We start from the raw sequence: 20,975 nt of genomic DNA, 5'->3' as shown, positions 1-20,975 counted from the left end.
GGGCTTGGACAACTCCAGGCGTCCTTTTGCTGCCATGAAGGCATCAGCATGACGCCATGCGTCTGCGTTACATCGCTTCGAGGCCGCCGGCTTCGCCGGCGGCGCTGCGGCGAAACCGCATCCGCACCAGGCGAAGCCGGTCATAGATCAGGTCGACCTTGGCGGAGGGTGCCGGCTCCGTGCCATAAACCTTTTGGAGGATCGGCTTCAGGTACTTGTCCCCTTCCTCCTTCAGCGCTTCCCAAATGCGCTGCTGCTCCTCCTGCGATATTCCTTCCAGCTCCTTGGCGATCAAGGGCTCCAGATCATAGCCTTCCTGATCCAGCTGCTCAATCCTTTCCATGAGCTCTCTTCTCTGCAGGCCGGTATCCGCCAGCAGCTGCTCCAATGACCGCTCCTGATTGATTCCTTCCAGAATGAGACGGCTCGACTGCTGCCTGTCCATCTTGTTCTTGAATTTGGTTTCCTTCTGCTTGTAGAGCCACTGGATATAGGCTTTCGGCTCAAGAGCCTCGCTCACCCAGCTTAGCGGGAACGCCCTTGCTTGCTTGCGAGCTCCCGTAAGCTCCAGCACCTCCATTCCATATTCGCGGCTTTTGCCCGGTCCCCATCCCGGAATCTGGGCAAGCTCCTCGAGAGTATGCGGGACATAGGAGCTGATCATGAGCAAGGTGCGGTTCGTCGCCACCAGATAAGCCGATTTCTTCTCGGAGGAAGCCTTGATCCGCCTCCAGTCGCGAAGCGCCTCGAACAGCTCGTGATCGGCATGAAGCTCTCCGTAGCATTGCTGCATGGAAATGACGCCTCCCTTGCCGGCCGGCCGCTCGTCCAGCATGCCGTCGATGAGCGGCGTGAATCCCTCGCCCATCTGCACCGCGACCCCATGCCGGAAAGCGGTGATCATCTCCTCCCAGGAGCTTCCCTCATACCATAGGGAAGAGGGCTCCGCGCTGCCGTGCCGGGCTCCGTTCCATACGACGGACCATGTTCCCTGCTGCTCGCAGATGGACAGCTGGGCGTTGTCGATTCTCCCGTCTCCAAGCGGTTTTTCGAATGAATTCAAAAAGACGATCTGCATTATTCGCGCACCTCCGATTATGGTCCAGATCAAGACTCCTATCGTCTGCAAACGCAAAAAAGCACCTCTCCCGCCCGCAAATGCAGGCAAGAGAGGTGCTTCCTCCCGGTCGTTCGGTTCTTGTTCTGGTACATTCATCCTATCATACGGCCCGGCACCTGTGCAACGCCTTCTTTATCCTCCTTGCAGGCGGCGGCCGCTCAACATCCATGCTATACTGGATCGGACCCGCCTTACATCGGACAAGAAGGAGGTACGAATCCACTTGCAGCTGAAAGATTATGATTTCATGTCCGATTCGACCGAGCAAACCTCGACTCGTTTCGTCACCTTCATTACGCCGGGCCTCAAGCGCTTCGACCTGGCCGTCACGACGACCAACCGCTTCTACGGCAAAAAGCTCGTCACCGATCTGCAGAGCGGCAAGACAGCCATCATCGGCCAGGACGATCTGGAGGAGGAAGGCTATCTGGAGCATACGTTCAAGCTGGACGAGGAAGAAGCGTCCGAGCTTGGCGGTTTCCTGTCGCTTGTCGTCGGCGAAGTGAATTTCACCGACTGATTGGGAAAAGCTAGTACAGCTGCCTTCACGCAGGGGAGCATGATCCCCCGGCAGCAGAGAGGGGCTGTACGAAGGATGGACAACGACATTCGGCGCGGCGACACCGACTTCGCGACAGAAGAATCGCGTCGGGAGAAATATACCGATTTATCTACGGTGGAGTCGCAGCGCAACGACCTTACGTTCGAGGAGTTTCCGGAAGGCCCTTACGGAGCTGTCCTCCATGAAGAGGAGCCGGTAAAAAGCACCCCTTGGCGGCCGGAGCAGAGGCAGCCGAATCGATTCGGCTATGAGAACCGCGCCCTGCACGGCAGCAAGGAACGTGAATATCCCGGAGACGACCGCAGCGGAGCCGACAGCCGGGCTGTCCAGGAGGACAAGTAACCGGAACTCATTGATAAGGCTCGGAAATCCTCGTCCGCCTGCCGATTTCCTATCGGCTCATCGTTCTCCGGCTAGGCGAAGCCGCGCAGGCGGCTGCCGGAAGACTGAGGGAAGCTTGCACGCAGCTTCCGGATCGCAGCCGAGCTTCGCAGCAAGAGCGCGCAAGAAGCCGCCCTCCTGTTCAAGGAAGGCGGCTTCTTTTTTCATGATTTCCTGCTTGGCTTGATCCGATTCAAGCGTACTCCATGCAGCCGCAGAGCCCGCGAGCTTCCGCTTGCCCGCCCGTCTAGACTACCCAGCCGAGCAAAGTCAGCAGAATACCTACCAGGAAACCGCAGACCGCCCCGTTGACCCGGATCCACTGCAAATCGCTTCCCACCTTGGATTCCAGAAGCTCGACCAGCGCCTTGTTGTCCAGGCTGTTCAGGTTTTCCCGGACAAGCAATCCGAGCCGGTAATGGTTGGCCTCGATCGTGCTCACCAGGACGGCCGACAAGCGCTCCTCCCAGCTGCGGACCAGCTCTTCCTCGCGTTTAAGCCGCTCGTTCGCAACGTGGGCGATGCGGACGAGGCTTCGACCGCCTTCTTCCTTGTCCCTTTGCAGCCATTGCAGCACAAAAGCCTTCAGCTCGGACAGGCGGGCGACAAAAAACGCCTCCGCTTCTTCCGAATCGACCTTGCCTTCGAGCCAGCCCTTGACTGCCGCGAGCTTCTCCTCATCCTCCGCAATTCCGATTACGCGCGAGCGGAATTCCAGCAGCAGGTTGTCGCGCTGCCTGCTTCCCGGGGTGCCGAGATCCTTGATGCCGGACAGCAGCATATGCTGAAGCATCGCACCCATTTTCTCCTCGTTCATGAAGCCCGCGAACGCTTGGACGGCAAAGCCCATGAAACCGCCCACCTGCAGCTCCTGCAGCTTCTTCTGAGCGATCTCTCCCAGCATCTTGCCGGTAGACGGCTTGGCCACCCAGTCGACGGCCTGGTCGAGCGCATAGTCCAGCGCCTTCTCGTCGAGTCCGTCGCGGATGATCGCAGATGCCGCTCCTTCCACCGCCGGGCGAAGGTCCACGCCTCTCGCATAGCCGGCCAGCCCGCTGCGCACGGACGCTGACAGCCGTTCCAGCGGCAGCCGCTCCACAACGGCCATCGCGGCGCCGATCACCGCTTCCCGGTTGGACCTCTTGGCCAGCTGCTTGACGATGAACCGGCCCGCTCCCCCGATGAGATTGAGCCGGCGAAGCCGCGCGCTGATGCTTTCCTTGTTGAGCAGCTCGTTTTCCAGCGCCGATACGAGAGCGTTGACCATTTTGTCCTTGTTGCGGATGATGAGGTTCGTATGCGGAATCCGCAGCCCCAGAGGATGGCGGAACAGGGCCGTCACCGCGAACCAGTCCGCGATTCCCCCGACAAGCCCCGCTTCAAAGCCGCCTTGAAGCAGCGACAGCGCGTTGTGCTGCTCGCTGGTAAAGATCGTCGTCAATATAAAGCCGCCCGCCATGACGGCGAGGGACGTGCCGGCGGCATACTTCGTTTTCATGCCTGTTCCTCCGATCGACAATAAACGTTCTCCTTGATTATAAACAATTCGGGCTGTAATCAAAATCTCGCCGAGGTCAGGGCAAAAAAAAGACTGCCTGGCGGCAGCCTCTTCTTTTCCGGGTTACTCGTTGCTTTCTCGGCCCTTTCCAATTGCAATCCAGTTGATGCTGCCGGCCGGCACCGGACCTATGCGGGTACGGACGATCGTAAGGACGGCGCGTTCCCGCTCCTTGGCCTTGATCGCCGCATAGCAGTACGGATGGTCCGCGTTCGCGGCAATGGCATAGGAGGCATCCTCGAACGGCTCGCTGAAGGCCACTTCCAGTTCAAGCTGATCGTCCCGGTCGTTGAAAGCGAAGGGCGTCAGGCCGAATTGCTGGTTGAAATCGCTGCTTTTGCGTGATGGAGCCGGTTCCGGTATCGGCACAGCCGGATGCGACAGCTGACGGAGGACTTCTGCGGCAAGATGCGCTATCGTCACGCTGCCTGCGGCCAGCTGCTGACTTCCCACGCTCGACTCCGCGATGTGCTCGCTTTTCACGCTTCCTTCTGCCAAATGCGAGCTCGTTACGCTCTCCTCAGCCAGTTGGACGGAGTTCACGCTGCCAGGCGACAATTGACGGCCGGTTATGCTTTGCTCCTGGACTAAACTTCCATTTAGGCTCGAAAAGGCAAAATGCTTGCTCGTCACACTGCCTGCCGCCAGCTGCTCGCCGCCTACACTGCCTGAGGCCAAATGCGAGCTGGTCACGCTTTTATCCGCCAGTTGAATGGCGGTCACACTGCCAGGCGCCAACAGGCCGCTTGTTATGCTTTGTTCTGCGAGCAAAAGGCCGGTTAGGCTCGATGGCGCAATATGCTCGCCGGTTATGCTGGCCGCAGCAATATGCTCGCTTCCTACGCTTGACGGCAAAATATGATCTCCGCTCACGCTGCCGGCAGCCAAATGCGCGCTCGTCACGCTCTCTTCCGCCAGCTGGACCGAGTTCACGCTGTTCGGAGCCAAGTGGCGGCCGGCAACGCTTTGTTCCAAGAGCAGGCTGCCCGATAGGCTCGAAGGCGCGATATGCTCCGACGTCACGCTGCCTGCGGCCAGTTGACGGCTTCCCACGCTCGATTCCGCGAGATGCTCGCCCTTCACGCTGCCTTCGGCCAGTTGACGGCTTCCTACGCTCGAAGCCGCGATATGCTCGCCCTTCACGCTGCCTTCGGCGAGCTGCTGACTTCCCACGCTAGACTCGGCGATATGCTCGCCCTTCACGCTGCCTTCGGCGAGCTGGCCGCTTCCTACGCTCGACTCCGCGATATGCTCGCTCTTCACGCTGCCTTCGGCGAGCTGGCCGCTTCCTACGCTCGACTCCGCGATATGCTCGCTCTTCACGCTGCCTTCGGCGAGCTGGCCGCTTCCTACGCTCGACTCCGCGAGATGCTCGCTTTTCACGCTGCCTTCGGCCAGCTGCTCGCTAGTCACGCTCGACTCCGCGATATGCTCGCCCTTCACGCTGCCTTCGGCGAGCTGGCCGCTTCCTACGCTCGACGGCGCGAGATGCTCGCTCTTCACGCTGCCTTCGGCCAGCTGCTCGCTGCTCACGCTCGACTCCGCGATATGCTCGCTCTTCACGCTGCCTTCGGCGAGCTGGCCGCTTCCTACGCTCGACGGCGCGATATGCTCGCTCTTCACGCTGCCTTCGGCGAGCTGGCCGCTTCCTACGCTCGACGGCGCGAGATGCTCGCTCTTCACGCTGCCTTCGGCGAGCTGGCCGCTTCCCACGCTAGACTCCGCGATATGCTCGCTCTTCACGCTGCCTTCGGCGAGCTGGACGCTTCCCACGCTAGACTCCGCGAGATGCTCGCTCTTCACACTGCCTTCGGCTAGCTGCTGGCTTCCCACGCTAGACTCCGCGATATGCTCGCTCTTCACACTGCCTTCGGCTAGCTGCTGGCTTCCCACGCTAGACAGCGCGATATGCTCGCTGTTCACGCTCTCCGCAGCCAGCTGCTCGCTCCCTACGCTCGACGCCGCGATATGCTCGCCCTTTACGCTGCCCGCAGCCAGCTGAGCCGAGCCCACGCTGCCCGGCAGCAAATGGCGGCCGGCGACGCTTTGATGTGCAAGCTGGCCGCCTGTAATGCTGAGCGGCGCGATATGCTCGCCTCCAATGCTTGACGGCGCGATATGCTCGCCGGCCACGCTGCCGGCAGCAAGCTGCCCGCTGCCGACGCTCGACAGCGCGATATGCTGACTGCCCACGCTCCCGGAAGCCAAATGCAAGCCGGTCACGCTGTCTTCCGCCAGCTGCAGCGAATCTACGCTGCCCGGCGCCAAGTTGCGGCCGGTGATGCTTTGCCGCGCAATCAGGTTCCCGGTAATGCTCTCCTGGACCACATGCTCGCCGTCCACGCTGGCTCGGGCGATATGCCTGCTCTCCACGCTGCCCGCAGCCAAATGGCTGCTCCCGACGGCCGAAGGCGCGATATGTCCGCTTCCCACGCTGCCTGCGGCCAACTGCTCGCTTCCGACGCTTGAAGGCGCGATATGCTCGCTTCCCACGCTGTCCCCGGCCAGCTGGCCGCTGCCGATGCTCGAAGGCGCGATATGCCCGCTCCCTACGCTGCCGGTGGCCAGATGGCCGCTGCCGATGCTCGAAGGCGCGATATGCTCGCCGCCGACGCTGCTTGCCGCCAAATGCGCGGAGCCGATGGAACGGGCTCGCAGATGCCGGGCTTCCACGCTGCCTTCATGCAGCTGCTCCGCTCCGACCGCTCCCGCCGAAATGTGGTAGCCGAGCAGCGAAGCCGGCTTGAGATGTTTGCCCGCCAGCGTCTCCAGCCCGACATGGACGCCGCTTATGGCGCCGCCTTTGATATGTTCGGACTGAATGGCGCCCTCCTTCATATGAGAAGCGTCGATGCTTGCCGGAGCGATCTGCTGCTCTCCTACCGAATGCCGGGCAAGATGCTCCTGTCCGACGCTGCCCGGCTCCAAATGCTCGGAGGCGACGGCGCCAGGAGAAATATGGGCCGACTCGACCGCATGCTCCCTGAGTTCCCTGGAGCTGACAGCTCCCGCCTGAAGCTGCTCCTCCCCTACCGTTCCTGCAGCCAGATGCTCCTGACGGATGGATTCCGGAGCAAGGTGGACAGGACGGATGAGCTGCGGCGTCAAGTGCAGCCCAAGAATGCTTTCCTGGGCGATGTGGACGCTTTGCACCGCTTCCGGGGCGATCGCTTTGGCATGGACGCTGTTAGCTTCCAAATGCCTTTCCTTCACGGCCTGGTCGGCCAAAGCATCGGAATCGATAAGGCCGCCTGCGAGATGAATGGATGTTACCGCCCCGGCACGAAGGTGAGAGCTGCCGACGGATGCATCCTGGATATGATCGGCTCCGACGGAGGATGTCTTCAACTGGCTGCTTCCTACGGAGCTGTCGGCCAGCTTCGACTCGGTCACGCTTCCCGGCGCGATTTTGGATTCGGTTACGGAAAACTCCATCAGCTTGTCGGATGTTACCGACTCCGGGGACAGCTTGAGCGAATTCACCATATAATCGGCCAAATGCCTCGCGGTCACGGCTCCTTCGGCCAGCGCCCGCCCGCTCACCGAGCTGTCGGCCAGCTTCGCCTGGCTCACGGAGCCGTCCGCAAGGGACGCTGTCCGGATCGAGCCTTGGGCGATATGCCTGGCGTCGATGCTTCGGTCGGCCAGATGTCTTCCCGCGATCTGGGCTTCGCCAACCGCCTCCGACGTCACCGCCGACGGTCCGATCTGGCGGGCGCGGACGGAACCGGGCGCAAGATGGCTGAATCCGATGCTGTCGTCGGAGACATGGCGGCTCTGCACGCTTTCGGGTGCCAGATGCTCCGATCCGACGGAATCCTCGGCCAGCTTGGACCGGACGACGGAAGCATTCCCGAGCTGCTTCGCCGTCACGGAGCCGTCCTTCAGATGCCCGGTTCCGACGCTGTTTCCGGCGATCTTCTCCTCCGTCACCGCATCGTCCGCCAGATGCCCTTCGAGAATCGAGCCGTCCTTCACATGGAAAGAAGCGATTGATTCAGCGGCCAGATGCCGTTCCGACACACTTCCGGAAGCAAGCTTGGAGCCGTCCACGGCATCGGATGCCAGATGCTTCCTCGATACGGCCTGATCCGCGATCTTGGACTTGCTTACGCTTTGGTCCGCCAGTTTGGACGACGTGACGGCATGGTCGGCAAGCTTGATCGTCGTGACCGAGTCCGGCTGCAGGTTCACGGATCCGACGCCTGCATCCGCCAAATGAACGGACGACACCGCTCCCGGCGAGATATGGTCTCCGGCAACGGCGAAGGGCTGGATATGCTCGGGACCGACCGCATTGCGCTCCAGCGCATTGGAGCCGACCGCTTCATCCGCCAATTCCCTCGAACCGACGGCTCCCGCTGCCAGATGCCTTCCTTCCAGAGATGCATCGGCGACGTGACCTCCCTCCACGCTCTGCGGAGCCAGATGGCTGCCTCCGATGGAAGAAGGGGCGACATGGGAGGCGTTAACCGCTTCCTCGGCCAGCTTGGCTGAAGTAACCGCGCCGTCTCGAAGCTTCGATTCCGTGACGGCTTCGGCCGCAAGCTTGGCGTTGTCCACGGCTTCATTCGCCAGCGCGGGCGTATCGACGGACTCCAGGGCAAAATGGATCGATTGAATCGATGATTCCGCCAGCAGCTCTCCGGAGAAAGCTCCCGCCTTCAAATGCCGCGCCTCCAGGCTTCCTTCGGCGATCTTGTCGCCGCCGATGGAGCGGTTCGCCAGCTTGTCGGAACCGATGCTGCCGGAACGGAGCTTGGCCCCGGAGATGCCTCCGTCCGCGATGATTGCTCCCGAGACGGCTCCATCCGCGAGATGTTCGCGCAGCACCGTTTTATCCGCGATTTTATCCGATGTGACGGCACCGTCCCGGAGCTTGGCGTTGTCTACGGCCCCATCCGCGATCGCCTCCGAGCTTACCGATCCCGGCTGCAGCTTGCTGCGGGACACCGACGCCGACGCCAGCTTGGCTTCGATCACGGAACCGTCGGCCAAATCGGAGGCATAGACAATCGGGCCCGAGCTTCCGCTTCTGCGCCGCTCGGCCAGCCGCCGGTCCGCAGGGGCAGCCGTTTCCTCAGCCGCAGAAGCAGGCGCCGCTTCCTTCGTCTGTGCCCGGCCCTCCGGCTGTTCCATCTCCTCCGAGTCGCCGGACTTTCGCACGTTCGCCGAAGGATCGGCCTTTTCCGGGATCGCCGGAATCGCCTCCGACGGCAGATCCGTCTCCGGCTTCTCCAGCGCTTCCGTGGAGTCGGCTGGTGCAGGAGGAGCTTCGACGCTGCTGATCGCCGCTATTTCGGAGCCGCTGCTGATCTGCTCCTCGCTTTTCAGATCCTTTTCTTCCTGAAGGAGCCCGTTATCCCCGCTGATCTGCGCCGTATCCCCGCCTTGGCCTCCTTCCGCCTCGTCGAGCCAGTTGATTTCCGATATCGAGGAATCTTCCACGAAGAACACTTTTCTGGCTTTTGGCCTTTTCCCTTTTCTGCTGTTCGCCATAACTCTGTCCACTCCTTGTTGCCCGGCTTCATTATCGCTACTATATGCAGAATGCTTGGGCTTTTGACTCCATGTGGGACAGCTGTTCGCAAAAAAATAGGCAGGCTTCGGCAAAATCCGGCGCTTCCCCAAGCACCGCGGCTCCACATGGAAAGGAGGATCGGCATGCCTTTATGCGGCTGTCTGCCGGCTACAAGCCCATTTCCAGCCTGATCCAACGGCGAAGCAGGCTCTTAGCGGATGAACCTGCAAAAAAAAGAACAAAAAAAGGAATCCGGGGTTTCCCCGGATTCCCTTTTTCAACTCCGCCCTGCCGCCATCCAGCGCTCGGAGTGTTGAGAACGCATCTGGAATCAAGCTAAGCCTTCTCCAGCAACAGCTCGTACGTCAAAAAAACGGTGTCGAGCTCATATCCTGCCTGTTCGTAAAGAGATCTTGCCGCCGCATTGCCCGCAGCGGTCGAGAGCTGGACCGACCTGGCCTCTCCCGCAGCCGCGCAGTCTCGAACCGCCTGCAGCAGCAGCTTGGCAGCCCCTCGCCCGCGCCATTCGGCATGCACGTACAGGTCGTTCAGAATGAACACTCTTCTCATGGATACCGACGAGAACACCGGATACAGCTGGGCGAACCCGATTGGAACGCCTTCTGCCGCTGCGGCGAACAAAATCGATTCTCCCCGAACGAGCCTTTCCTGCAGGAATTGGTGCGCCCCTTCCACATCGGAAGGCTGGCCGTAAAAGATCCGGTACTGGTCGAACAGCGGAGCGACGGCCGCAGCCTCGGCTGCATCGCATCGGCTGACGCTGATGGAATCGCTTGTCCTATTCATCTTGGTTCCGCCTCCAGAAGTGTTTTTCCCTACTATAAGGCGTCCGAGCGCCATAGCCCATGGAGGCAGGCGACAAGAATTTGGACTTTTGATGCTAAGCCTTAGGCTGGAAGCCCTCTTCCTGCAAATATTCCTCGGCTTCCTCGAACGTCTCGAAGGCCATCTCCAGGTTCATGCCGGCGTACAAATACCAGAGATCGTCCTCGCTCCTCAGCTCCAGCTCATCGCCCTCCGGGCTTACCCAGGCCGTTCTCGCCATGCGGCGCTTGCGGGCGGCCCTGCTTTGGCCGGGCTCGCGCGCAGGTCCGGACGGCGGGGCGGACAAGGACTCGATCGATGCGGCCGCGAGCTCCCGCAGCTGCTTTTCGTCCAGATCGCGTATGCTTGCATACCCTTTGCCGTCGGTTTCGTACCCCTTCAGCAGGCCGGCGTATATATATCCGCTTCCATTCGGATGGAGCCGGTATCCGACGGTTTTCTTCTCGTGCAGGCTTCCTTCGAAGTGGAAGTTCACCCGTCCCATCGACACGTCGTTGCGCGTCAGCTCCGGGAACGAGGATAGGATGTCTAGCTTTTCTTGGAACGATAACATGTGAAACCTCCGGTAATGGGATTGTAATGTGCATTATAGCATAAGATGCCGGCTGTCGGCCTTGCAAGCCTGTCCGAAGTCCCGTGTCCGTGATAGAATGGAATGTTGCCGCTGGATGAGAGGGCCCCGCCATTCGGAACCTTATCCATAGCAGGCCAGGAGAGGAGAGCGACAATGAACATCAGCGAATACAGCCTGGACAGGCTGGCGTCAGGAACGCCGAGACAGCGCTCGGCGGCTGCCGCGCTGCGCGAGCTGGATCTCTTCGCCATTCTGGAGGCGTATTCCCCGGTGCTTGCGGGCACGGTCCCTATCGACGTGGACATCCCCTCGAGCGATCTCGATGTCATCTGCGAAGCAGGCGACCTGGAACGTTTCCTTCGAGAGACGGAAGCCAATTTCGCTCATTTGGATGGGTACTCTTCCCGAAGGCATCTCTCTCAGGAGCTGCCTTCCGTCACCGTGTCCTTCCGCTGGAAGGATTGGGCGTTCGAGCTGTTCGCGCAGCCTCGCGAGGCTGTCCGGCAAAACGCCTGCCGCCATATGGTTGCAGAGGGCAGGCTTCTGAAGCTGTCCGGAGCCGAAGCGCGCTCGGCCATCCGGAGGCTGAAGGAGCAGGGCATGAAAACGGAGCCGGCGTTTGCACGCCACTTCCGTCTCAGCGGCGATCCTTATGCCCGGCTGCTGGAGCTGGCGGATGCAGGCGACGAGGAGCTGCAGGCGATTGTCGAGGCAAGGATGGACTGGGGTCTTGAAGGAAGCCTCGAAAAGCGGAAGATGGTGGAGCAGACCGAGGCATATGTGAAGGAGCAGCTGAAGGACGACTTCAGCGGCCACGACTGGTTCCATATCAGCCGGGTCGCCAGGACGGCCGATGCCATCGGAGAGGAGGAGCAAGCCAACCGCTTCGTCTGCCGGCTGGCAGCGCTGCTGCATGATTTGGCCGACGACAAGCTGCGGGATGGAGAGGAAGCCGGGCTTCGGGAAGTCGGAGACTGGCTGGAACGCCTTCAAGCCGACGAAGGTACGATCGCCGCCACCCTGGAAATCATTTCGACGATTTCCTACAAGGGGGGCGGAAGGCCGCCCATGGCGACCCTCGAGGGGCAGGTTGTCCAGGATGCGGACAGGCTGGACGCGATCGGAGCCGTCGGCATTGCCCGCGTATTCGCTTATTCCGGCGCCGTAGGCAGGCCGATCCATGATCCCGGCTTCTCTCCTCGGGCTGCCTTGACGCCCGAGGAATACCGCGGCCGCGAGGGAACGGCGATCGCGCATTTTTATGAGAAGCTGCTGAAGCTGAAGGACGGCATGAATACGACGGCAGGCCGCCGCTTGGCCGCGGAGCGCCATGCCTTCATGCTGGAATACCTGGAGCAATTTTACGGGGAATGGGACGGCCGGCGCTAAGAGGACACGCGCAGCTGAAGCCAGAGAGAATAGAGCCGCCGGGCTTCCGGCGGCTCTATTGCGGCTTCATGCGCGGCGGCCGGATGTTCGGGCTTGCATCCGGACAGTTGCGGCCGCCGACATGCTGCGCAGGGACACGCGAGGTGCAGCACGGTCAGCTCCCCGCGCCGGAAGCATGCATATGCCGTTCAAACCCTTTGTACCGCGTTCCCTGGTAAGTCAGCTCTCCGACGTCTCCGGCGACGGGCAACCCGAACTCGTCCGCAGGCATTCTCAGCTCCACAAGGCTGCCGTCGACGAATTCGAAGGCAGCGTAATAGGCGGTGCCCGCGCTGAAGTCCCCCGCTTCCTCCCGAAACTTTCGTTCTCTTGTCGACGACTTTGCAGCTGATCGTAATCATTTCGGCTGCGTTGTCGCTTCCCCAGGCGAACACCCCCTTGCCGATGACAAGGACGAAGACGAAGCTTCCGATTAGGAGGACAAGAACGATGGCAAATAAAAAAGGACGCCATCCGGCGTCCACATCGGTTCGTTCAACTGATCAGGCTGATCAGGCTTCTGAATTCCAGCTCTTCGAATTTCTTCTCGACGAGAGCGCGATTGACGGACCAGCAGCAATCGTCCATCGCCAGGGCGACCGGAGCCTCGCAGTGGATCGTCGCGAGCCTCCGGGATAAATGGAGCATGTCCAGATCGGCCTCGATCTTGGCCCGGACCGTCTTGGACAGCAGCTCCAGGCTGGCCAGGATGCCTTCAACCGAACCATGCTCCTGAACGAGCTTGTGGGCGGTCTTCTCGCCGATGCCCTTCACCCCGGGATAGTTGTCGCTTGCATCGCCCATGAGCCCCTTCACGTCGATGATTTGCGCCGGCGTCAGTCCGCGCTCCTCCAGCAGCGTCTGAGGCGTGTACACCATATAATTCCCGTGGCCCTTCTTCATGATGACGACCGACACCTTCTCATCCACCAGCTGCAGCATGTCGTGGTCTCCGGTCAGCACGAACACCTCGTGCTCCCGGCCGTGCAGCTTCGCCAGAGTGCCGATGCAATCATCCGCCTCGAAGCCGGGAGCGCCGATGTTCGGCACGCCGAAGCTCGCCACGACCTCCTTGACGAGATCGAACTGGGGGATCAGGTCATCCGGCGCATCCGGCCGGTTGGCCTTGTACAGCGCGAACTCTCCCGTGCGGAACGTGGTGCTCCCAAGATCCCAGCAGCAAGCGACATGGGTAGGCTGGAACTTGCGCACGGCATCCATGAAATAACGGACGAAGCCATGCACCGCGTTGACCGGCAGACCGGAACTCGTGCGCCGGACGCTGCCGCCGTAAGCGGTGGCAAAGTAAGCCCGGAATAGAATGGCCATGCCGTCGACGAGCAGCAGCCGCGAACCCGCCTTCTCCTGCAGAACGGGCGGTTCCTCATTCCATGTGAATAAATCCATTTTCCTTATTTCCCCTCTCCCAAGCCCTGCTTTTTCAGCCAGGCTCCGATTCTCTCCGCCGCCTCTCCCAGACGGTCCGCGCTCTCGACAAGCGCGATCCGGACATAACCCTCTCCCTCGCTCCCGAACGCATCGCCGGGCACGACGGCTACGCCCGCGTCCTGCAGCAGCCGCCGGGCAAACCGGCGGCTGCTCCAAGCGGCGGCGCCTGCTGCCGGCCGAGGCACTGCCGCCCACAGAAACATCGTCGCATCCGGCTTCGGCACGCTCCAGCCCGCCCTTGACAGCGCTTCGGCGAACCGGTCCCGTCGCTCCTCGTAGATGTCGCGGAATCCAGAGTAGCCGGGATCGTCCATCGCCTCGCGCAGGGCGGCCGATGCTGCTTCCTGCACAGCGGGAAAGACGCCGTAATCGATGTTCGCCTTGAGCTCCTTGAGCGCTCCCACGGCATCTGCGCTGCCTGCCATGAAGCCGATGCGGCAGCCGGCCATATGGAAGCTTTTGGACATCGAATGGAATTCGACGGCGATTTCCTTTGCGCCCGGAAGGCTCAGAACGCTGAAGGGGCGATAGCTCCCATATCCCATTTCCGAATAGGCCAGATCAAGGACGAGCAGCGTCCGGTGCCTGCGCGCCTTGTCCACGAGCCGCTCCAGCACGTCCATCCCTGCCGCTGTCCCGATCGGATTGCCCGGCAGGCCGATGAGCACGAAGCGCGCCTTGTCCCAGACGTCTTCCGAGAGGAAATCGGGATCGGGCAGAAACCCGCCCTCCGCCCTCAAAGGCAGGAAGGCGGCCTCCACTCCCGCTACCGCAAGCGAAGCGGCGTAGATAGGGTAGCCGGGATCCGGCACGATCGCCGTGTCGCCGGGATTGCAGATCGCCGTCGCCAGATGCGCCAGCCCGTCCTGGGAACCCATCAGCGTCACGACCTCCGTCTCCGGATCCACCTCCGTCCCGAACCGATGGCGCAGCCACTCCGCCGCCGTCCGCCGGAATTCGATGCTCCCCTCGGACGACGGATACCGGTACGCCTCCGGCCGCAGCGCCGCTTCGGCGAGAGCTTGGCGCACCGCGGCGCTCGGAGGCAGATCCGGGCTGCCGATGCTGAGGTCGATCACGTCTAGACCGGCTGCGGTGGCTTCCCGTCTCCACCGGGCCACTTCGCTGAAGATCGACGAGCCGAGCCGGTCCAGCTTGTCCGAGCGCCAGGAGCTACTCATGCCAGGCAGCCTTGTACGACTCCGGCTTGAAGCCTACGGTGACCTTCTCTCCGTCCGTGGCGATCGGCCGCTTGATCAGTCTGCCGTTCGAGGACAGCAGCTCCAGCTGCTCCTCCTCGCTCATCGTCCCGAGCTTGTCCTTGAGCCCAAGCTCCTTGTAGACTTCGCCGGAGGTGTTGAAAAACTTTTTGAGCTCCAGCCCGCTCTTCTTGACCAGGGAGCGGAGCTCATCCTTGGAGGGCGGCGTCTCGAAGAGGGGAATCCGCTTCACGCTGCGTCCCGCTGCCTCCAAATCCTTGAGAGCCGAGCGGCAGGTGCCGCATTTGCTGTATTCGTACAGGATCATTTCCTTTTTGTCGCTCATCTTGTCCGTCCTTCTCCTTCATCATGTCTTTGTCCGCCTTCCTGCTGCAGCAGCCGCTCCAGCCGCTCCAGATCGGGCGGCAGCGGCGCCGTGAATGTCATCTCTTCCCCTGTCATGGGATGCTCGAAGGAGAGCATCTCCGCATGGAGAGCCTGCCGTCCGGCGGCTTCCTCCCAGCTGCCGACGCCAGCTCCGGCCGCGGCCGGGCCGTACATGAGGTCTCCGATGAGCGGGCAGCCGATCCAGCCCATATGGACCCGGATCTGATGCGTCCTTCCCGTCTCCAGCCGCAGCCGGACTTTGGAGGCGCGTCCGCCGTAGACGGCCAGCGTTTCATAGCGGGTAGCGGAAGCATAGCCGGACGGAGTCACGATCCGGTGATGGGGAGAGTCCGGATCCCGGTCGATCGGCGCGTCGATGCGGGCGGCCGGAATTTCCGGCACTCCGTACGTATAGGCCGCATATTGCTTGCGGATGCGTCCGTCCCCGTGCTGCTCGGACAGCTGCTGATGCACATAAGGGTTTTTGGCGAGCAGCACGAGCCCCGACGTATCCTCGTCCAGGCGGTGCACCGGCCGGAACCTGACGTTCTCGCCGGCCTGCTGCCAGTGGTGCACGGCCGCATTGGCCAGCGTGTTCGTATAATGGCCGTGGGTCGGATGCACGACCATGCCGGCCGGCTTGCTCGCGAGCAGCACCCATTTGTCCTCATACACAATTTCCAGGGGCAGGTCCTGCGGCAGGATATCCTCGGAGCGCTCCTGCTCCATGCGGATTTCCGCGATATCCCCGGATGACACCGGGTCGCCGGAGTAGGCGCGGACGCCGTTGATCATAAGCCCCTGCTCGGTCAGCTTGAGCCGGGAGAGAAGCTTGCGGGAGACGCCGAGACGCCGCTCAAGCAGCTTGCTGAGCCTCCAGCCGTCCTCTTTCTCTCCGGCCTCGATCCGGATCGGCTCATAATAACCGAATGGCGGGGCGATTCCTTGCGAATACCGTTCCGAAGTTCTAGCGGTCACCACGAAATACATCCGCTCCCCGCACGTATTCGGTATCGGCCGTTCCCGTCCGGAAGTTCGCCGCCCGCGAAGCGGCGAAGAAATAATCCGAAAGCCTGTTCAAGTATTGCAGGACGCCCGGATTGATTTCCTGTGCCGCAGCCAGTGCCGCTGTCCGCCTCTCCGCCCTGCGGCATACGGTCCGGCATACATGCAGCGCGGAAGCCGCCGCCGTCCCGCCCGGCAGGATGAATCTTCTCAGCGGAGGCGTCTCGGCGCTGAGGTCGTCGATCCAGCCTTCCAGCTTCAGCGCCATCGTCTCCGACACCTTGAGCTGCTCCGGCCTGGGATCGGCATAGCTGAGATCCGAGCCGCAGTCGAACAGCTCATGCTGGATCATCTCGAGCTGCCCCGTCAGATCGTCCAGCCTCGGATTGCGGGCCGTTTCCGCTCGGGCCGCCCCGGTGAAGGCATTAAGCTCGTCAATCGTTCCGTACGCTTCCACGCGGGCGTCATGCTTGTCGGCTCTGCCCCCGATCAGCGAGGTCTGACCGGAATCGCCGGTTCTTGTATAGAGCTTCATCGCCAGCCTCCTGCACTTAGTGGGATAGGTTCCATTATACCATACCGGGCGGCTCCCTCTCATTGTGCGGCTGCTTCCAGCTTCAAGGACGAGCGGCAGCTTCGAATCTTCTATTTTGAAGCCCCCTTAAGCGTCCCTCACAGGGAAGAAGAAACGGATGCATGCAAAAAAACCCGCTCCGGCAACGCCGGGGCGGGTGGGTCGGTGGATCAGCTCAGCTGGCAATGGAGAAACTCGTTGATCTTCAAGTCCAGCCTTTGGCTCGCGGCCAACAGCTCCTCGGACTGAAAGCCTGAAATATCCTCATAGATGGTCTCCATCTCTTTGCGAAGCGCGTCGATTTCTTCGGAGAGACTTCTCAAAAGCGGGGACCAGTCGGGAATCGTTCGTACTCTTGGCTTCGCTTCTGCCGCTGATAGACCATTCATGCCTGCCGCCATGCTGACATCCCTCCCCGCTTGCAATTGCAATCTTTTTCAATCCGGAATGCCGTTCAATCGACAGGATGTAAAAAAATTGAATTTTTATTAGTCCTGATTATAGCAAATCATCTTCCCGATGCCTACCTGATTTTATGGACGAACGCTCCCATTCGATCCAGCGCTTCGTTGAGCTGCGTGACGGAAGTCGCGTAGGAGCATCTCAGATGCCCCTCTCCTCCCAGTCCGAACACATTGCCCGGAACAGCCGCCACGCCATGCTCCTGCACGAGCCGTTCCGCGAATTCCTCCGAGCTCAGCCCTGTCGAGGCGATCGACGGGAAGGCATAGAAGGCTCCCTGCGGCTCGTGGCATTGCAGGCCGATGTCGCGCAGCCCTTTGACGACGAGGCGGCGGCGCTGGTTGTACGACTCCATCATGCGGTACATCTCTTCCATGCCGTTCGTCAGCGCCTCCAGCGCGGCGACCTGCGCCATGTTGGAGGCGCACATGACCGTGTACTGATGGATCTTGAGCATCGTGCCGATCAGCTCGGGATGGCCGCATGCGTAGCCGATCCTCCAGCCCGTCATGGCGAACGCCTTGGAGAAGCCGCTGACCAGAATCGTGCGGTCCTTCATTCCCGGCATGGAGGCGAAGCTGACATGCTTGCTTCCATAGGTCAGCTCGGCATAGATCTCGTCGGAGATGACGACCAGATCATGCTCCTCCACGACCTTGGCGATAGGCAGCCAGTCCTCGTAGGTCATGATGCCGCCGGTAGGATTGCTCGGATAGCTGAGGATCAGAATTTTGGAGCGGGGCGTGATCGCCGCCCGCAGCGTGTCGGCCTGAAGCTTGAAGGCATGCTCCGCGAATGTTTCCACCCCGACGGCGACTCCGCCGGAGAGCGTCGTAATCGGCGAATACGAAATGTAGCTCGGCTCCGGAACGAGAATCTCGTCACCGGGACTGATCAGAGCCCGCAGAGCGAGGTCGATCGCTTCGCTGCCGCCGACCGTTACGAGAATTTCCTTGGCCGGGTCGTACGCGACGCCGAACGAGTCGTTCAGGTATTGGCCGATCGCTCCTCTGAGCTCAGGCGTGCCGGCGTTGGACGTATACTGCGTCTTGCCCGCTTCCAGCGAGGCGACGCAGGCGTCGCGGACATGCCACGGAGTGACGAAGTCCGGCTCGCCTACGCCAAGCGTGATCACATCCTTGCGGCTGTTCGCCAGATCGAAAAACCGGCGGATTCCGGATGGCTTGATCGCCCTGGCGCTCGGGGACAGGTAGTCGGACATGGAACGGCGGACAGAAGGTTCGGACGGACTTGGAGTCTTGCTGGAGATGGTCATGATCCGTCAACCTCACGGAGTGACCAGCAGCCGCTGATCCCCTTCTTTTTCTTCGAAAATGATGCCGTCCTGCTTGTATTTCTTCAAGATGAAAAATGTCTTGGTCGAAAGCACCGAGTCGATCGTCGACAGCTTGCTGGAGACGAACGAGGCCACTTCGTTCAGCGTGCGGCCCTCCACCTCGACGAGCAGATCGTACGCTCCAGACATCAGGTAGACCGTCTTCACTTCCGGATACAGGTAGATCCGCTCCGCAATGCCTTCGAAGCCGCGGCCGCGCTCGGGCGTAATCTGAACCTCGATCAGAGCCGTCACTTTCTGGTCGTCCACCTTGCTCCAGTTGATTACGGGCGCATATTTGACGATGACGTGATCCTGTTCCATTTCCGCGATCGCCTGCTCCACCTCTTCCTGTGGCTTATCAAGCATCGTGGCGATCAGTTCGGGGCTCCTGCGAGCATCTTCCTTAAGCAGCTCGAGCACCTTGAATTTCATTTCGTTCATCGTCTTTGACTCCCTTCCTGAAGCGTTATAAAGAACATTTTACACCGTTAACAAGCTATTTGGAAAGCGAAATCGCAAGCTTGTCCGCCGCATGTAAATCATCCCCGCGCTGCTCGCCCCGGCCTCCAGCGTCGTCCCGCTACCGGTTCCGCAGACTCCCCCTTCGCGGCAGACTTTCCGGCCGCAGCAGAGCCGTGCGCCGGAGGCCGATCGCGAAGCAAGGTCCGGCGCAAAAAAAGACAGGCAGGGAACATGTCCCCGCCCGCCTTCTTCCGGCTGCTCAACTATAGAAATGCTGGCGCTGATGATCCTGCAAGGGCTGCGGAATCTGAGGCTGCACATACTGCTGCGGAGAGTGCATCTGCGGCTGCATGTAAGGCTGCTGCGATTGCGCCTGAGGCTGCATAGGCGGCTGAGCCGCCTGGCCGCTCATCCGCTGATGGAGAAATTGCTGCGTCTGCTGCTGCTTCTGCTGGAACGAAGCGATATTCTTCTGGATGTCCTGGCGCAGCGCAGGCGAAGGCTCCGTATACATATTCGCCTGCTGCATGGCGTTGAACAGCTCACCCTGCATCTGCAGGGTGCTGTTCGTCAGCGACGTGAACATCTTGCGAACTTCAGGACAGGAGCTCTCCGTCGCGGCCGTCGCATATTCGCGCACGACCCGCTTCAGGTCGCACAGGACGGTATTGGCCCATGCGTCTTCAGGGAACGGTGTCTGCTGCATGGCGGTTTGATTTTGCTGCTGAAACATGTATTAGCCTCCCTTTTCGATTGGATCTCAGCTTTGCGGCGAGGACGGAGCCATCGTCTGATGCTGGTACAAGCTGTTCAAGAGCGTTGCGTAATTTTGCTGATGGTTCATGACCATTCTCGACGCGAGCTGGCTGACGCCGGCGTTGCCGACGCTTGTCGCCATGCAGGCGCATTGCTTCATCAGCAGATCCTCATTGGTCATGGAATCCGAGATGTATTGAATTTCCTTGCCCGTCAACGGTTGCAGCATAGATGCCCACTCCCTTGGTTTTGAATTGCTTCCAAGCTGTAGGATGCCCGGACGGACTGTCAATATGTACCCTCGGCGCCATCTGCGGCAGAAGTACGAATGGCCGGATTCCGAGGTTAGAGATGCAGCGCTTCGATAGCGGAGAAATGCAGGCAGACGCTGCTGCCGGAGGCATCCGTCAAGGTGACGAGCTGGCCTTCAATGGCGGTAAGAACGCCGGACAGATCCGGCAATTCGCCTCTTCCGGCAACGATGAACTCCCCTTGCAGCTTGGCCAGCTGCTGGGAGAAGCTGCGCGCCAGGCCGAGCGAAAGCGGGCGCAGCGGGAACTGCTCCGGCGTCAGATGGTACGGCGCCAGGCCGGGAGGGTAGGGCGAAAGGCAGCGCAGGCTGCCGAGCGGAACAAGCACGGCCCCGTTCATCGGCACGCAGAAGATCAGGAAATCGTTCATGACTCCGGCCAGATAGCCGTGGAGCTGCCGGTTGGAGGAAAGCTTGATTTCGGAGAACGAGCCTTTGGAGGCCAGCAGCATCTTGCGGTAGGTCATGCGCTCGGACGGGGTGCGGTAAGGATGGTCTTCGACGATCGGGGAGACTTCGGGGGCGGGCACGGGGGAAAGGGACAGCTCTTTGACCTGCACCAGCGGAATGTAGCCGTAGCGCCGGGACGGGAGGATGAACATGGAGAGCATGTCTTCGCCCATCTCGCATAAAAGTCCCTCCAGCCTGCCGCCTCCTTCCAGAATGACGGTTACGAAGCGGTTCTGCCAGGGATGTTCGGGTTTCATGGATGCTGTTGGATCGCCTCCTCCTTGAAGGAAGACTCTTGGACGGATAGCCGCTCTTCCTGTTCCCAGTATATGCAGCCTGTCTTCCCGGCGACAGGGAGGTTGGCGGAGCGGGAGAGCTGCCGCTGCCGAACCATCCTGCCGTATTCCGAATAGGGTAACGCATGGGCGGATACGCCGCTGGCGGAAGGCGGCAAGAGGAGGATGGGCATATGCGGGCAGGAATTCCGGAGCGGTCGGTGTTGATGGGACCGGATCAGAGGTCGGAGCTTGACCGGGATATATGGAGCCGCAGATATGTGCCTGCGAAGCTCGGCATCGGCGGGCGGGTATCA

General features: G+C 61.0%; 19 protein-coding genes and 1 pseudogene. 3 read left to right on the top strand and 17 right to left on the bottom strand.

Annotated features, from left to right (window positions below; genetic code table 11):
- Positions 1–67: 67 nt before the first annotated feature.
- Positions 68–1,078, bottom strand: coding sequence for an HRDC domain-containing protein (locus VE23_RS24235; RefSeq protein ID WP_049869415.1), 1,011 nt, complete (start codon positions 1,076–1,078; stop codon positions 68–70).
- A gap of 289 nt (positions 1,079–1,367) precedes the next feature.
- Between VE23_RS24235 and VE23_RS24230 the strand changes: the two genes are divergently transcribed.
- Complete coding sequence (locus tag VE23_RS24230) at positions 1,368–1,640, top strand: DUF3055 domain-containing protein (protein ID WP_174806355.1); 273 nt, start codon at positions 1,368–1,370, stop codon at positions 1,638–1,640.
- Positions 1,641–1,715: 75 nt separating this feature from the next.
- Positions 1,716–2,024, top strand: a complete 309-nt coding sequence (locus VE23_RS24225; RefSeq protein ID WP_048749280.1) for a hypothetical protein — start codon at positions 1,716–1,718, stop codon at positions 2,022–2,024.
- A 286-nt stretch (positions 2,025–2,310) separates the two neighbouring features.
- Here VE23_RS24225 and VE23_RS24220 read toward each other — a convergent pair whose 3' ends face one another.
- The 4 genes from VE23_RS24220 to VE23_RS24205 form a co-directional block, all read right to left on the bottom strand.
- Entirely contained in the window at positions 2,311–3,561 is a 1,251-nt protein-coding gene (locus VE23_RS24220; RefSeq protein WP_069202657.1) for a DUF445 domain-containing protein, read from the bottom strand.
- A 123-nt stretch (positions 3,562–3,684) separates the two neighbouring features.
- Positions 3,685–9,120 carry a WIAG-tail domain gene (locus VE23_RS24215; RefSeq protein WP_049869414.1) on the bottom strand — a complete coding sequence of 1,812 codons (5,436 nt, stop codon included), beginning with the start codon at positions 9,118–9,120 and terminating at the stop codon, positions 3,685–3,687.
- A 358-nt stretch (positions 9,121–9,478) separates the two neighbouring features.
- The gene (locus tag VE23_RS24210; RefSeq protein WP_232317087.1) at positions 9,479–9,928 is read right to left on the bottom strand and encodes a GNAT family N-acetyltransferase; all 450 of its coding nucleotides are present in this window, start codon (positions 9,926–9,928) and stop codon (positions 9,479–9,481) included.
- A gap of 115 nt (positions 9,929–10,043) precedes the next feature.
- Entirely contained in the window at positions 10,044–10,541 is a 498-nt protein-coding gene (locus VE23_RS24205) for a hypothetical protein (protein ID WP_049869412.1), read from the bottom strand.
- 174 nt (positions 10,542–10,715) lie between these two features.
- Here VE23_RS24205 and VE23_RS27775 point away from each other — a divergent pair, with 174 nt between their 5' ends.
- Positions 10,716–11,951: a DUF4269 domain-containing protein gene (locus VE23_RS27775; protein WP_198156211.1), complete on the top strand. Its 1,236-nt coding sequence runs from the start codon at positions 10,716–10,718 to the stop codon at positions 11,949–11,951.
- A gap of 154 nt (positions 11,952–12,105) precedes the next feature.
- Here VE23_RS27775 and VE23_RS27540 read toward each other — a convergent pair.
- The 12 genes and pseudogenes from VE23_RS27540 to VE23_RS24145 all read right to left on the bottom strand — a co-directional run.
- A pseudogene (locus VE23_RS27540) lies at positions 12,106–12,261 on the bottom strand (DUF2500 family protein); the annotation flags it as partial.
- Positions 12,262–12,485: 224 nt separating this feature from the next.
- Positions 12,486–13,397 carry a 5'-3' exonuclease gene (locus VE23_RS24195; protein WP_049869411.1) on the bottom strand — a complete coding sequence of 304 codons (912 nt, stop codon included), beginning with the start codon at positions 13,395–13,397 and terminating at the stop codon, positions 12,486–12,488.
- Positions 13,398–13,402: 5 nt separating this feature from the next.
- Positions 13,403–14,620, bottom strand: a complete 1,218-nt coding sequence (locus tag VE23_RS24190) for an aminotransferase class I/II-fold pyridoxal phosphate-dependent enzyme (protein ID WP_049869409.1) — start codon at positions 14,618–14,620, stop codon at positions 13,403–13,405.
- Complete coding sequence (locus VE23_RS24185; RefSeq protein ID WP_049869408.1) at positions 14,613–14,984, bottom strand: arsenate reductase family protein; 372 nt, start codon at positions 14,982–14,984, stop codon at positions 14,613–14,615. Before VE23_RS24185 ends, VE23_RS24190 begins: the two co-directional genes overlap by 8 nt.
- Entirely contained in the window at positions 14,981–16,003 is a 1,023-nt protein-coding gene (locus tag VE23_RS24180; RefSeq protein ID WP_232317031.1) for an RluA family pseudouridine synthase, read from the bottom strand. Before VE23_RS24180 ends, VE23_RS24185 begins: the two co-directional genes overlap by 4 nt.
- Positions 15,993–16,565, bottom strand: a complete 573-nt coding sequence (locus tag VE23_RS24175) for a cob(I)yrinic acid a,c-diamide adenosyltransferase (protein ID WP_048747412.1) — start codon at positions 16,563–16,565, stop codon at positions 15,993–15,995. The genes VE23_RS24180 and VE23_RS24175 overlap by 11 nt, the downstream gene beginning before the upstream one ends.
- A gap of 209 nt (positions 16,566–16,774) precedes the next feature.
- Complete coding sequence (locus VE23_RS24170) at positions 16,775–17,005, bottom strand: aspartyl-phosphate phosphatase Spo0E family protein (protein WP_049869407.1); 231 nt, start codon at positions 17,003–17,005, stop codon at positions 16,775–16,777.
- Between the two features lie 122 nt (positions 17,006–17,127).
- On the bottom strand, positions 17,128–18,342 hold the full coding sequence (locus tag VE23_RS24165) for an aminotransferase class I/II-fold pyridoxal phosphate-dependent enzyme (protein ID WP_048747414.1): 1,215 nt from the start codon (positions 18,340–18,342) through the stop codon (positions 17,128–17,130).
- Positions 18,343–18,354: 12 nt separating this feature from the next.
- A complete protein-coding gene (locus VE23_RS24160; RefSeq protein WP_048747415.1) occupies positions 18,355–18,846 on the bottom strand; it encodes an Lrp/AsnC family transcriptional regulator in 492 nt (163 codons plus the stop codon).
- 280 nt (positions 18,847–19,126) lie between these two features.
- Complete coding sequence (locus VE23_RS24155; RefSeq protein ID WP_021879497.1) at positions 19,127–19,600, bottom strand: spore coat protein; 474 nt, start codon at positions 19,598–19,600, stop codon at positions 19,127–19,129.
- 27 nt (positions 19,601–19,627) lie between these two features.
- Positions 19,628–19,852: a hypothetical protein gene (locus VE23_RS24150; RefSeq protein ID WP_021879498.1), complete on the bottom strand. Its 225-nt coding sequence runs from the start codon at positions 19,850–19,852 to the stop codon at positions 19,628–19,630.
- 116 nt (positions 19,853–19,968) lie between these two features.
- Entirely contained in the window at positions 19,969–20,640 is a 672-nt protein-coding gene (locus VE23_RS24145) for a hypothetical protein (protein ID WP_049869405.1), read from the bottom strand.
- Positions 20,641–20,975: the final 335 nt, after the last annotated feature.

The sequence above is a fragment of the Paenibacillus sp. D9 genome, from assembly GCF_001188365.1.
Classification (GTDB): domain Bacteria; phylum Bacillota; class Bacilli; order Paenibacillales; family Paenibacillaceae; genus Paenibacillus_O; species Paenibacillus_O humicus.
Note: the sequence above shows the minus strand (reverse complement) of the source record. Positions and strands in the feature narration are given on the sequence as shown.